This is a genomic window from Streptomyces antnestii, from assembly GCF_004005495.1.
In the GTDB taxonomy this organism is placed as follows: Bacteria; Actinomycetota; Actinomycetes; order Streptomycetales; family Streptomycetaceae; genus Streptomyces; species Streptomyces antnestii.
The window spans coordinates 630,859-644,097 of sequence record NZ_RZYA01000001.1; the positions used below are offsets into that span (position 1 = coordinate 630,859).

At 71.5% G+C, this 13,239-nt stretch carries 11 protein-coding genes; all 11 read left to right on the top strand.

The features are described from left to right. The first annotated feature begins 121 nt into the window (after positions 1 to 121). The 11 genes from EOT10_RS02675 to EOT10_RS02725 all read left to right on the top strand — a co-directional run bounded on the left by EOT10_RS02675 (position 122) and on the right by EOT10_RS02725 (position 13,238). Positions 122 to 1,132 (top strand): ABC transporter permease, encoded by a 1,011-nt coding sequence (locus tag EOT10_RS02675; RefSeq protein WP_127826376.1) that lies wholly within the window; start codon positions 122 to 124, stop codon positions 1,130 to 1,132. A gap of 20 nt (positions 1,133 to 1,152) precedes the next feature. Beyond that, the gene (locus tag EOT10_RS02680; RefSeq protein WP_127826377.1) at positions 1,153 to 2,193 is read left to right on the top strand and encodes a substrate-binding domain-containing protein; all 1,041 of its coding nucleotides are present in this window, start codon (positions 1,153 to 1,155) and stop codon (positions 2,191 to 2,193) included. A gap of 55 nt (positions 2,194 to 2,248) precedes the next feature. After that, on the top strand, positions 2,249 to 3,451 hold the full coding sequence (locus EOT10_RS02685; RefSeq protein WP_127826378.1) for a Gfo/Idh/MocA family protein: 1,203 nt from the start codon (positions 2,249 to 2,251) through the stop codon (positions 3,449 to 3,451). 13 nt (positions 3,452 to 3,464) lie between these two features. Further along, positions 3,465 to 4,463: a sugar phosphate isomerase/epimerase family protein gene (locus EOT10_RS02690; protein ID WP_127826379.1), complete on the top strand. Its 999-nt coding sequence runs from the start codon at positions 3,465 to 3,467 to the stop codon at positions 4,461 to 4,463. 241 nt (positions 4,464 to 4,704) lie between these two features. Continuing rightward, positions 4,705 to 7,152, top strand: coding sequence for a PQQ-dependent sugar dehydrogenase (locus EOT10_RS02695; RefSeq protein WP_127826380.1), 2,448 nt, complete (start codon positions 4,705 to 4,707; stop codon positions 7,150 to 7,152). A 15-nt stretch (positions 7,153 to 7,167) separates the two neighbouring features. Beyond that, positions 7,168 to 8,520 (top strand): ThuA domain-containing protein, encoded by a 1,353-nt coding sequence (locus tag EOT10_RS02700; RefSeq protein WP_127826381.1) that lies wholly within the window; start codon positions 7,168 to 7,170, stop codon positions 8,518 to 8,520. 96 nt (positions 8,521 to 8,616) lie between these two features. Next, positions 8,617 to 9,756 (top strand): inositol-3-phosphate synthase, encoded by a 1,140-nt coding sequence (locus EOT10_RS02705; protein ID WP_127826382.1) that lies wholly within the window; start codon positions 8,617 to 8,619, stop codon positions 9,754 to 9,756. Beyond that, complete coding sequence (locus EOT10_RS02710) at positions 9,753 to 10,907, top strand: UbiA family prenyltransferase (protein ID WP_127826383.1); 1,155 nt, start codon at positions 9,753 to 9,755, stop codon at positions 10,905 to 10,907. Before EOT10_RS02705 ends, EOT10_RS02710 begins: the two co-directional genes overlap by 4 nt. Continuing rightward, positions 10,904 to 11,755: a sugar phosphate isomerase/epimerase family protein gene (locus EOT10_RS02715; RefSeq protein ID WP_127826384.1), complete on the top strand. Its 852-nt coding sequence runs from the start codon at positions 10,904 to 10,906 to the stop codon at positions 11,753 to 11,755. The genes EOT10_RS02710 and EOT10_RS02715 overlap by 4 nt, the downstream gene beginning before the upstream one ends. Next, positions 11,752 to 12,390 (top strand): EboA domain-containing protein, encoded by a 639-nt coding sequence (locus tag EOT10_RS02720; protein ID WP_127826385.1) that lies wholly within the window; start codon positions 11,752 to 11,754, stop codon positions 12,388 to 12,390. The genes EOT10_RS02715 and EOT10_RS02720 overlap by 4 nt, the downstream gene beginning before the upstream one ends. Next, positions 12,390 to 13,238, top strand: a complete 849-nt coding sequence (locus EOT10_RS02725; protein ID WP_127826386.1) for a TatD family hydrolase — start codon at positions 12,390 to 12,392, stop codon at positions 13,236 to 13,238. The genes EOT10_RS02720 and EOT10_RS02725 overlap by 1 nt, the downstream gene beginning before the upstream one ends. Position 13,239: the final 1 nt, after the last annotated feature.

Sequence of the window (13,239 nt, forward strand, 5' to 3'; positions counted from 1 at the left end):
ACGAACCTGCACCCGAACAGCCGCCCCTCCGAGGGGCGCGGGACCGCTACATATGCGGCTCCGCCGCGTGGGCGCAAAACCCCCGCCAAAACAAGCCCGCACACGAAGGGACCCCGGCGCGATGACGCAGCCCGTTTCCCCCGCCCGGCCCGTCGCTCCGAAGAGCGCCCCGTCGCGGACCGGACCAAAGGCGTTCCGCCCAGACATACGAACCCTCTCCCTGGTGGGCGTACTCCTCGCCCTCGTCCTCATAGGAGGAGTCACCCAGCCCGACTCCTTCCTCGACACCGACAACGTCCAGCTGATCCTCACCCAGGCCTCCGTCATCGGCGTCGTCACCGTCGGCATGACCTTCGTGATCATCTCCGGCGGCATCGACCTCTCCGTGGGCGCGATCGTCGCCCTCGCGAGCGTCTGGGCGACCACCGTCGCGACGCAGGACTACGGCTTCGCCGGCATCCTCTTCACGGCCGTCGTCGTCGGCGTCGGCTGTGGCCTGGTCAACGGCCTCCTCATCGCGTACGGCGGCATGGTCCCGTTCATCGCCACCCTCGCGATGCTCGCCTCCGGCCGCGGCCTCGCCCTCCAGATCACCGACGGCAAGACCCAGGTGGTCACCGTGCAGAGCGTCCTGGGGCTCGGCGAGCGCGACTCCTACCTCCTCGGCATCCCGCCGCTCGTCCTCGTCTTCGCCGCCGTCACCGTCATCGGCTGGCTGGTCCTGAACCGCACGACGTTCGGCCGCCGCTCCGTCGCCGTCGGCGGCAACGCCGAGGCCGCGCGCCTCGCCGGCATCGACGTACGGCGCCAGCGCCTTTACCTCTACCTCCTGTCGGGCCTGTGCTGCGGCATCGCGGCCTTCCTGCTGATCGTCCTGGCCGGCTCGGGCCAGAACACCAACGGCAACCTCTACGAACTCGACGCCATCGCCGCCGCGATCATCGGCGGCACCCTCCTGACCGGCGGCCGCGGCACCATCACCGGTTCCGTGCTCGGCGTACTGATCTTCACCACGATCACCAACATCTTCGCGCTCAACAACCTGCAGAGCGACGTCCAGCAGATCGCCAAGGGGGCGATCATCGTCGCCGCGGTCCTGGTCCAGCGACGCACCTCCACCACCAGTTCCTGACTCGGGAAAGGCCGGCCGACATGCCAGAGACCACGAGCCGCAGAGGACTGCTCTTCGGGGCGGCAGCCGCCGTCACCGCGGGCGGACTGCTCACCGCCTGCACGAGCAACGAGCCCAAGGGCGCCAAGCCCGCGGCCAACGACAAGCCCGCGGACGACAAGCCGGGCAAGCACGTCACCATCGGCTTCGCCGGACCGCAGGCCGACCACGGCTGGCTGAACGCGATCAACGACAACGCCAAGGAACGCGCCAAGAAGTACTCCGACATCACCCTGGAGGCGACGGAGGGCTCGAACGACACCGCCGCGCAGATCGGCCAGGTCGAGACCCTCATCAACAAGAAGGTCGATGTCCTGGTGATCCTGCCGGCCGACGGCAAGGCCCTCACCCAGGTCGGCCTGAAGGCGATGCGCGCCGGGATACCCGTCGTCAACCTCGACCGGATCTTCAACACCCCGCAGGCGTACCGCTGCTGGATCGGCGGCGACAACTACGGCATGGGCCTGAGCGCCGGCAACTACATCGGCGAGAAGCTCAAGGGCAAGAAGAACGCCAGGGTCGTCGAGCTCGCGGGCCTCGACAACCTGGAACTCACCAAGCAGCGCTCCCAGGGCTTCGACGACGCCCTGAAGAACTACCCGAACATCAGGAAGGTGGCCCGCCAGGCCGCCGAGTTCACCGTCGAGTCGGGCCAGCAGAAGATGTCGCAGCTCCTGCAGGCGCAGAAGAACTTCGACGCGCTGTGGAACCACGACGACGACCAGGGAGTCGGCGCCCTGCGCGCCATCAAGCAGGCGGGACGCAACGACTTCCTCATGGTCGGCGGCGCGGGCGCCCTCTCCGCCTTCCAGGCCATCGAGGCCGACGACAGCGTCCTCAAGGCGACCGTCCTCTACCCGCCGACCATGGCCGCGTCCGCGATCGACCTCGCGCGCGCCCTCGGCCAGGGCAAGGGCGTCAGCGGCATGGCCGAGTTCGAGATCCCGGCCCACGTGACGCTGTTCTCGGCGGTCGTCGACAAGGACAACGTCGCCCAGTACATGCCGACCGGCTTCAAGTGATGGATGCCCCCACAGCGCATCTCGCGGGACCGGCGTCGACGAGGAGGACACTTGCATGGGCACGACTCAGGAGCCCGGAACCGGAAGGCGCCCCCTGGGTGTCGGCATGGTCGGCTACGCCTTCATGGGCGCCGCCCACTCCCAGGGCTGGCGCACCGTGGGCCGCGTCTTCGACCTGCCCCTGAACCCGGTTCTCGCGGCCGTCTGCGGCCGTGACGGGCAGGCCGTGCGCGCCGCCGCCGACCGGCTCGGCTGGGCCGCGGCCGAGACGGACTGGCGGGCACTGATCGCCCGCGACGACGTCGACGTCGTCGACATCTGCACCCCGGGCGACAGCCATGCCGAGATCGCCGTCGCCGCCCTGGAGGCGGGCAAGCACGTGCTGTGCGAGAAACCGCTCGCCAACACGGTGGACGAGGCCGAGGCGATGGCCGAAGCGGCCGAACGGGCCCGCGCACGCGGCCAGTTGGCGATGACCGGCTTCAACTACCGGCGCGTCCCCGCCACCGCGCTCGCCCGCCGCATGGTCGCCGAAGGCCGCCTGGGCGCCCTGCGCCACGTACGCGTCTCCTACCTCCAGGATTGGCTCGTCGACCCCGACTTCCCGCTGACCTGGCGGCTGAAGAAGGAGTACGCCGGGTCGGGCGCCCTGGGCGACCTGGGCGCGCACGCCGTCGACCTCGCGCAGTACCTGGCCGGGGAGCGGATCGCGGGGGTGTCCGCGCTCACCGAGACGTTCGTGCGGGAGCGGCCGGTGCTCACCGGTGCCTCGGCGGGTCTCGCGGCGGGCGGCTCCTCGCTCGGGCGCGGCCCGGTCACCGTGGACGACGCGGCCCTGTTCACCGCCCGCTTCACCTCCGGCGCGCTCGGCTCCTTCGAGGCGACCCGCTTCGCCGCCGGGCGTAAGAACGCCCTGCGGATCGAACTCAACGGCGAGAAGGGCTCGTTGGCCTTCGACCTGGAGCGGCTCAACGAGCTGTCCTTCCATGACCACACGGAACCCGGGGTCAGCGCCGGCTTCCGCCGCATCCTCGTCACCGAGCCGGACCATCCCTACCTGGAGGGCTGGTGGCCGCCGGGCCACGGCCTCGGCTACGAGCACACCTTCGTGCACCAGGCCCGCGACCTGGTCCACGCCATCGCCGCGGGCGAGCAGCCCCAGCCGTCCTTCGCCGAGGGCCTGCGCGTGCAGCGCGTACTGGCCGCCGTCGAGGAGAGCGCGCTCAAGAACTCCGTCTACACGACCGTCCCGGTCTGAGGAGGCACGGCTCATGCCACGCCAGTTCACCCTGTTCACCGGACAGTGGGCCGACCTGCCCCTCGAAGAGGTCTGCAGGCTCGCCCGCGACTTCGGCTACGACGGCCTCGAACTCGCCTGCTGGGGCGACCACTTCGAGGTCGACAAGGCCCTCGCCGACCCCGGCTACCTCGACTCGCGCCGCGCCCTGCTCGACAAGTACGGCCTCAAGTGCTGGGCCATCTCCAACCACCTCGTGGGCCAGGCGGTGTGCGACGCGATCATCGACGAGCGGCACCGGGCGATCCTGCCGGCCCGCGTCTGGGGTGACGGCGAGGCCGAGGGCGTACGGCGGCGGGCCGCGACCGAGATGGAGAACACGGCGCGGGCCGCCGCGGCCTTCGGCGTCGACACCGTCATCGGCTTCACCGGCTCGTCCATCTGGCATCTCGTCGCCATGTTCCCGCCCGCGCCGGAGTCGATGATCGAGCGCGGCTACGAGGACTTCGCCGACCGCTGGAACCCCATCCTCGACGTCTTCGACGACCAAGGCGTCCTCTTCGCGCACGAGGTCCACCCGTCGGAGATCGCGTACGACTACTGGACCACGCAGCGGGCCCTGGAGGCCGTCGGCCGGCGGGCCGCCTTCGGCCTGAACTTCGACCCCAGCCATTTCGTGTGGCAGGACCTCGACCCGGTCGGCTTCCTGTGGGACTTCCGCGACCGGATCTACCACGTCGACTGCAAGGAGGCCCGGCGCCGCCTCGACGGCCGCAACGGCCGCCTCGGCTCCCACCTGCCCTGGGGCGACCCGCGGCGCGGCTGGGACTTCGTCTCGGCGGGCCACGGCGACGTGCCCTGGGAGGACGTCTTCCGCATGCTGCGCTCCATCGACTACGAGGGCCCGATCTCGGTCGAGTGGGAGGACGCGGGCATGGACCGCCTCCAGGGCGCACCAGAGGCACTGAGGCACCTCAAAACCTTCGACTTCGAGCCCCCGACCTCATCCTTCGACGCGGCCTTCAGCAACTAGCGCCCCGTAAGGGGCGCGGGGAACTGCGCGAGCAACCACAGTGCTCGCGCAGCCGCTGAACCCTGCCCAGAAACCCCTTTGTCTCCGCACAGGAAAAAGCCCCAACAACCTTACGCACAAGGGCTATCCGAGCCAGACAAACGCGGCTAGCTTCGTTGCCGCATACACATGGCAAGCACTTTCTCCGGGGTGACGGCGCACCCCTCCACCGCACGACCCACCCCCTTTCCGGAGGAACCCCGTGCACAGAAAACGCCCCAGAACCCGCAAGGCACTCGCCCTCCTCACCGGCACACTCCTGGCCGGCGCGTCGCTCACCCTCACCGCCCGTGCCGCTGAAGCGCCGCAGGCCGGGACCGCCGCCACGGAGGACTTCCAGCAGGTCACCCTCGCCAAGGGCGCCGAAGAGGTCGGCGAGCCCATGTCGCTGGCCGTCCTGCCGGACCGCAAGGTCCTGCACACCTCCCGCGACGGCGTCCTGCGCCTGACCGACGAGAACGGCACCACCAAGGTCGCCGGCAAGCTCGACGTCTACTCCCACGACGAAGAGGGCCTCCAAGGCGTCGGCGTGGACCCGAAGTTCGCCGACAACCACTACATCTACCTCTACTACGCGCCGCCGCTCGACACCCCGGCGGGCGACGCCCCGAACGACGGCACGGCCGCCGACTTCAAGCCCTTCGACGGCCACAACACGCTCTCCCGCTTCGTGCTCAGGGCGGACGGCACCCTCGACAACGCCAGCGAGAAGAAGATCCTCGAAGTCCCCACCTCGCGCGGCATCTGCTGCCACGTCGGCGGTGACATCGACTTCGACAAGGAGGGCAACCTCTACCTCTCGACGGGCGACGACTCCAACCCGTTCGCGTCCGACGGCTACACGCCCATCGACCAGCGGGCCACCCGCAACCCGGCCTACGACGCCCGGCGTTCGGCGGGCAACAGCAACGACCTGCGCGGCAAGATCCTCCGCATCAAGGTCAACGACGACGCCACGTACTCCATACCCTCCGGCAACCTCTTCGCCCCGGGCACGGACAAGACCCGCCCCGAGATCTACGCGATGGGCTTCCGCAACCCCTTCCGGATGAGCGTCGACAAGCCGACCGGCATCGTCTACGTCGGTGACTACGGCCCCGACGCCGGCACCGCCGACCCGAAGCGCGGCCCCGGCGGCCAGGTCGAGTTCGACCGCGTCACGAAGGCCGGCAACTTCGGCTGGCCGTACTGCACCGGCAACAACGACGCCTACGTCGACTACGACTTCGCCACCAAGACGTCCGGCGCCGCCTTCGACTGCGCCGCGCCGAAGAACACCTCGCCCCACAACACGGGCCTCGTCGACCTGCCGCCCGCGCAGCCGGCCTGGATCCCCTACGACGGCGGCAGCGTGCCCGAGTTCGGCACCGGCTCCGAGTCCCCGATGGGCGGCCCGGTCTACCGCTACGACGCGGCCAGCACCTCGCCCGTCAAGTTCCCCCAGGCCTACGACGGCAACTTCTTCGCCGGTGAGTTCGGCCGCCGCTGGATCAAGCGCATAGAGCAGGACGCGGACGGCAAGGTCACCAAGATCAACCCGTTCCCGTGGACCGGCACCCAGGTGATGGACATGGCGTTCGGCCCCGACGGCGCCCTGTACGTCCTCGACTACGGCACCGCCTGGTTCGGCGGCGACGCGAACTCCGGTCTCTACCGCATCGAGAACGCCACCGACGGACACTCGCCCGTCGTCGACGCCAAGGTCGACAAGACCTCGGGCCAGGCCCCGCTGCGGGCCACGTTCTCCGCGACCGGGACCGACGCCGACGGCGACACCCTGACCTACTCCTGGAACTTCGGTGACGGCACCAGCGGCACGGGCGCCGCGCCCGGCCACACGTACAAGAAGAACGGCACCTACACCGCGACCGTCACCGCCAAGGACGCCACGGGCCGCACCGGCAGCGCCGACGTGCACCTCGTCGTCGGCAACACCGCGCCCAAGGTGACCCTCGAACTCCCCGCGGACGGCCAGCTGTTCACCTTCGGTGACAAGGTGCCCTTCAAGGTGAAGGTCACCGACCCGGAGGACGGGACGATCGACTGCTCCAAGGTCAAGGTCACCCACATCCTCGGCCACGACAGCCACGGCCACCCGGTCACCTCCGCCAACGGCTGCTCCGGCACCATCCAGACCTCCGCGGACGGCGAGCACGACGCGAACGCCAACGTCTTCGGTGTCTTCGACGCCGAGTACACCGACAACGGAGCGAACGGCCAGCCCGCGCTGACCACCCACGACCAGAATGTCACCCAGCCCAAGCACCGCCAGGCCGAGCACTTCGGTGACTCCAAGGGCGTCAGCATCGCCAGCCACGCCACGGCGAACGGCGGCAAGACCGTCGGCGACATCAACGACGGCGACTGGATCTCCTTCAAGCCGTACATCCTGAGCAACGCCACCTCGTTCACCGCGCGCGTCGCGTCCGGCGGCAGCGGCGGCACCCTCGAGATCCGCAGCGGCTCCGCCACCGGCAAGCTCCTCGGCAGCGCCAAGGTCGAACCCACCGGCGGCTGGGACACGTACAAGGACGTCACCGGCACCGTCAGCCACGCCCCCGACAAGACCACGACGCTCTTCCTGGTCTTCAAGGGTGAGGGCACCGACGCCCTCTACGACGTGGACGACTTCACCTTCACCACGAGCTGAGGAAGGAGCAGGACCGTGCGCACCCGCACCCGCATCACCCTCGCGGCCTCCGCCGCCGCCCTGCTCATCGGCTGTGTCTCCGCTCCCGCGTCCTCCTCACCGGGGGACGCGGGGGCGGGGGGCCGGGTCCTGGTCTTCTCCAAGACCGCGGGCTTCCGTCACGACTCGATCCCCGACGGGATCGCCGCCGTGAAGGACCTGGGCAGCGCGAACGGCTTCGCCGTCGACGCCACCGAGGACGCCGGCGCCTTCACCGCAGCCAACCTGCGCCGCTACGACGCCGTGGTGTTCCTCTCCACCACCGGCGACGTCCTCGGCCCCGACCAGCAGACCGCCTTCGAGGACTACATCAGGAAGGGCGGCGGCTACGTCGGCGTCCACGCGGCAGCCGACACCGAGTACGACTGGCCGTTCTACGGCGGCCTGGCCGGCGCCTACTTCCAGAACCACCCGGCGATCCAGCCCGCCACGCTCCGGATCGAGGACCGCGCCAACCCGGCCACGGCCCACCTCGGCCGCGCCTGGAACCGCACCGACGAGTGGTACAACTACCGCTCCAACCCGCGCGAGCACGCCCATGTGCTCGCCTCGCTCGACGAGTCGTCGTACACCGGCGGCACCATGGCGGGCGACCACCCGCTCTCCTGGTGCCAGAACTACCAGGGCGGACGTTCCTTCTACACGGGAGCAGGGCACACCAAGGAGTCGTACGCCGACCCCGCCTTCCGGCAGCACCTGCTCGGCGGGATCCGGTGGGCGGCGGGCAGCGCGCAGGCCGACTGCCGACCCGAGAACGGCTACACGTCCCTGTTCGACGGGACCGCCGAGTCGCTCAAGGGCTGGAAGCAGGCAGGACCCGGCTCCTTCTCGCTCTCCGACGACGGCACCCTGACGTCGAACGGCGGCCTGGGGATGCTCTGGTACGCGGACCGTGACCTCGGTTCGTACTCCCTGAAGCTCGACTGGAAGGTGGCCGGGGACGACAACTCCGGTGTCTTCGTGGGCTTCCCGCCGTCCGACGACCCCTGGTCGGCCGTGAACCGCGGCTACGAGGTCCAGATCGACGCGACCGACGCACCCGACCGCACCACCGGGTCCGTCTACAGCTTCCAGTCCGCCGACCTGAAGAAGCGCGACCGCGCGCTGAATCCGCCGGGGGAGTGGAACACGTACGAGATCCGGGTCCAGGGCGAACGCCTGCGGATCTGGCTCAACGGCGTGAAGATCAACGACTTCACCAACACGGATCCGGCCCGGAGCCTGCGTGACGGGCATATCGGCATCCAGAACCACGGCAACGACGACCAGGTGTCCTTCCGGGACATCCGGATCAAGGATCTGCCCGCCGGCCCGGTCAAGGGCTCCTAGAACGGCGGCGGGCGGGGGACGCCGGACCCCCGCTCGCCGTCCCGGCACCACCGGTGTTCCTCCGGCCCAGGTTCGCGTACGACAAGGAGGCTGCCCATGTCCGCCGAACCCACATCCACCACCGCCCCCCGTTCCCCCCGCTCCCCTCGCTTCGGGGTATGGCTCGTCGGGGCCCGCGGCTCCGTCGCCACCACCGCGGTCGCGGGCTGCGCCGCCGTCGCCGCGGGTCTCCATCCGCCGGCCGGCATGGCCACCGAGACCGAACCCTTCGCCGAAGCCGGCCTGCCGGCGTTGTCGTCCCTCGTCTTCGGCGGCCACGACACCGTCGACTGCCCGCTCCCCAAACGCGCCGAACACCTCGCCGCCGGAGGCGTCCTGCCGCACGGCCTGCCGTCCGCGGTGCGCGCCGAACTCGCCGCCGCCGACCGGGAGATACGCCCCGGCGGCCCCCAGCCGGGAGACACCCGCTCCGACGAAGAGCTCATCACCGCGTTCGCCGCCGACCTCCGCGACTTCGCCGGGCGCGGCGCACTCGCCGGGGTGGTCGTCGTGAACGTGGCGTCCACGGAACCCGCCCCCGAAGGCAGCCGCCTCCCCGCCAGCTCCCTCTACGCGGCGGCGGCCCTGCGGGCGGGCTGCCCGTACGTCAACTTCACCCCGTCGACCGGTCTCCACCACCCCGCGCTCGCGTCGCTCGCCACTTCCTCCGGCCTGCCTTACGCCGGCCGCGACGGCAAGACCGGCCAGACGCTCCTGCGGTCCGTGCTCGCGCCGATGTTCCTCCAGCGCTCCCTGTCGGTACGGGCGTGGTCCGGCACCAACCTCCTCGGCGGGGGTGACGGCGCCGCCCTCGCCGACCCCGGCGCCGCCGCCGCGAAGAACGCCGGCAAGGAACGCGTCCTTGCCGACGCGCTCGGGGCGGCGCCCGAGGGCGAGGTCCACATCGACGACGTGCCCGCGCTCGGGGACTGGAAGACGGCCTGGGACCACATCGCCTTCGACGGGTTCCTCGGCTCCCGCATGATCCTCCAGACGATCTGGCAGGGCTGCGACTCCGCACTCGCGGCCCCCCTCGTCCTGGACCTGGCCCGCCTCCTCCTGCGCGCCCACGAGAAGGGCGTCACCGGCCCGCTCCCGGAACTCGGCTTCTACTTCAAGGACCCCGACGGCGACGCGTCCCCGGCACTCGCCGAGCAGTACGCGGCGCTCGTGGGGTTCGCGGGACGGCTGCGATGAGCGGCCGCACCGGACAGCTGCGCGCCTGGGCCGAACTCCTGCGCCTGCCTGCCCTGTTCACGGTCCCCGGTGACGCGCTCGCGGGCGCCTCGGCGATGGGCCTGCGCCCTGGCCGCGGCACGCTCCTGGCCGTCGGCTCGTCCCTGTGCCTCTACGAGGCGGGCATGGCCCTCAACGACTGGGCGGACCGCGACGAGGACGCCGTGGACCGCCCGCACCGCCCGCTGCCGTCAGGCCGAATCCGCCCCGCAGCGGCCCTGACGGCAGCGGCCGCCTTCACAGCGGCGGGCCTGACCCTGGCCCACCGAGCGGGCCGCCCGGCATCACTGCTGGCAGGCGCCCTGGCGACAACGGTCTGGTCCTACGACCTGGCCCTGAAACACACCCCGGCGGGCCCGGCAACGATGGCAACGGCGAGGGGCTTGGACGTCCTGCTGGGAGCGGCGGCCACCGCAACATGCCGCGCGCAGGCGCCCCGCCCGGCAGCGGCAACACCTGCCTCCCTCCGCTCTGGGCAGGCGCTCCGCACGGCAGCGGCAACACTTGCCTCCCTCCGCTCTGGGCAGGCGTCCCGCACGGCGGCGGCAACACCTCTCGCCCCTGGCTGTGGGCAGGCGTTCCGCAAGGCGATGGGGGTCCCCCCGCTCGAGCGAAGCCGAGAGTGGGGGAGGGTGGGCACAGCCCCACGCGCCGGGCGCCCGTCACACGGCCTGAGGGCAGCACTGCCCGCGGCAGCCACCGTCGCCGCCCACACCCTCGCCGTCACCACGGTGTCCCGCAACGAGACACAGGGCGGGAACACCCTCGCGCCCCTGGGAGCACTGGCCGCGACCCTCACGCTGACCCGGTTGACGGCCCGTACCCACAAACTCCCGGCAGGCCGGCGGGTAGCAGCCGCCCCCGGCCTGCCGGGCTCCGTCACCACGGCCCTGGCCGCGGCCTACGCGGCCGCAACGACCCGCCCCTACCTCCACGCGGCCCTGAACCCCTCCCCACCCCTCACCCAACGCGCCGTGGGCGCGGGGATCAAAGCCCTCATCCCCCTCCAGGCCGCGCTGGCCGCCAAGGCCGGCGCCCCCGGAACAGCCCTGCTCACCGCCGCCCTCGCCCCGCTGGCACAGCGCATCGCACCGAAGGTGAGCGTCACATGACCCTCCGCTGGGGATACGGCACCAACGGCCTCACCGACCTCCGCCTCGCGGACGCCCTCGCCCTCCTCGCCGACCTGGGCTACGACGGCGTGGGCCTGACACTCGACCACATGCACCTGGACCCCCTCGCCCCCGACCTCCCCGCCCGCACCGGCCAGGTGGCCCGCGCCCTGGACCGGCACGGCCTGACCGTCACCGTCGAGACCGGCGCCCGCTACGTGCTCGACCCGCGCCGCAAGCACGGCCCCTCCCTCCTCGACCCCGACCCGGACGCCCGCGCCGCCCGCACCCGGCTCCTCATCAGGGCGGTCCAGGTCGCCGCGGACCTGGGCGCCCACGCCGTGCACTGCTTCAGCGGCATCACCCCCGACGCCACGGACGACGGCACGGCGTGGAAGCGTCTCGCGGACGCGCTCGCGCCCGTCCTCGACGCGGCCACCGACGCCGGGATCCCCCTGGCCATCGAGCCCGAGCCCGGCCATCTCCTGGCGACGCTCGCCGACTTCCACTACCTCCGTCAGGAGTTCGGCGGACCCGACGCCCTGGGTGTGACCCTGGACATCGGCCACTGCCAGTGCCTGGAACCCGTACCGCCCGCGGACTGCGTGCGTGAGGCCGCGCCCTGGCTGAAGCACGTACAGATCGAGGACATGCGGCGCGGTGTCCACGAGCACCTCCCGTTCGGCGACGGCGAGATCGACTTCCCGCCGGTCCTCGCAGCCCTCGAAGCGACCGGCTACCAGGGCCTGGCCGTCGTGGAGCTGCCCCGCCACTCCCACGCCGGCCCGCAACTCGCCGAGGACTCCCTGCGTTTCCTGCGCGCCACCGCCGAAGGAGGCACCCCATGACCGGCACACCCCCCGGCATCGGAGCCCTCCGCGCCCGCACCGAGGCCGCCCTCGGCGAAGCCGCCCGCGCCTGGCTCGACAAGGCCGCGACGGAGGCCGCGTCAGGTGACACCGGCAACCAACAGACTCCCGCCCCCTGGGAGTTGCGGTTCGCCGAGGCCGGCCGCCGCTGCGGCACCGAGCACGCGGACGACGCCCGGATCGTCCTCCTGCACGCCGCCCGCGCCGACACCCCCACCCTCACCCGCCTCTACGAACAGGGCGCCGCCGCCGAACGCCGCGCCGTCCTCGCCGCCCTTCCCCACCTCGTCCCCGGCCCCGACGCGCTGCCCCTCGTCGAGGACGCGCTGCGCACGAACGACACCCGGCTCGTGGCCGCCGCCGTGGGCCCGTACGCCGCCGAACACCTCCCCCCGCACCACTGGCGGCACGCAGTACTGAAGTGTCTGTTCACCGGGGTGCCCGTGGACGCCGTCGCCGGGCTCGCCGCCCGCGCCCGCGGTGACGCCGAACTCGCCCGCATGCTCGGCGACTACGCGCACGAGCGCACCGCCGCGGGCCGCGCCGTCCCCGACGACCTGCGCCGCGTGCTGGCCCTGACCACGCCGCCCAACCCCGAGGCCGAGGAGTCCTGATGCGCATCTTCGACCCGCACATCCACATGACGTCGCGCACCACCGACGACTACGAGGCCATGTACGCCGCGGGCGTCAGGGCGATCGTCGAGCCGTCCTTCTGGCTCGGCCAGCCCCGTACCTCGCCCGCCTCGTTCTTCGACTACTTCGACGCGCTCCTCGGCTGGGAGCCGTTCCGCGCCGCGCAGTACGGGATCGCCCACCACTGCACGCTCGCCCTCAACCCCAAAGAGGCGAACGACCCGCGCTGCACCCCCGTCCTCGACGCGCTGCCCCGCTACCTCGTCAAGGACAACGTCGTCGCCGTCGGCGAGATCGGCTACGACTCCATGACCCCCGCCGAGGACACCGCGCTCGCCGCCCAGCTCCAGCTCGCCGCCACCCACGAACTCCCCGCGCTCGTCCACACCCCGCACCGCGACAAGCTCGCCGGACTGCACCGCACCCTCGACGTCGTACGCGAGTCGGACCTGCCGCTCGACCACGTCCTGATCGACCACCTGAACGAGACCACGGTGAAGGCGGCCAAGGACGCGGGCTGCTGGCTCGGCTTCTCCGTCTACCCCGACACCAAGATGGACGAGGAGCGCATGGTCGCGATCCTCAGCGAGTACGGGCCGGAACAGGTCCTCGTCAACTCGGCCGCCGACTGGGGCAGGAGCGACCCCCTCAAGACCCGCAAGGTCGCCGACGCCATGCTGAAGGCCGGCTTCACCGAGGACGACGTCGACCGGGTCCTGTGGCGCAACCCCGTCGCGTTCTACGGCCTCAGCGGCCGCCTCGTCCTCGACGTCCCCGGCACCGACGCCACGCACGAGGGCAACTCCATCCTGCGCGGCGGGGCGTGAG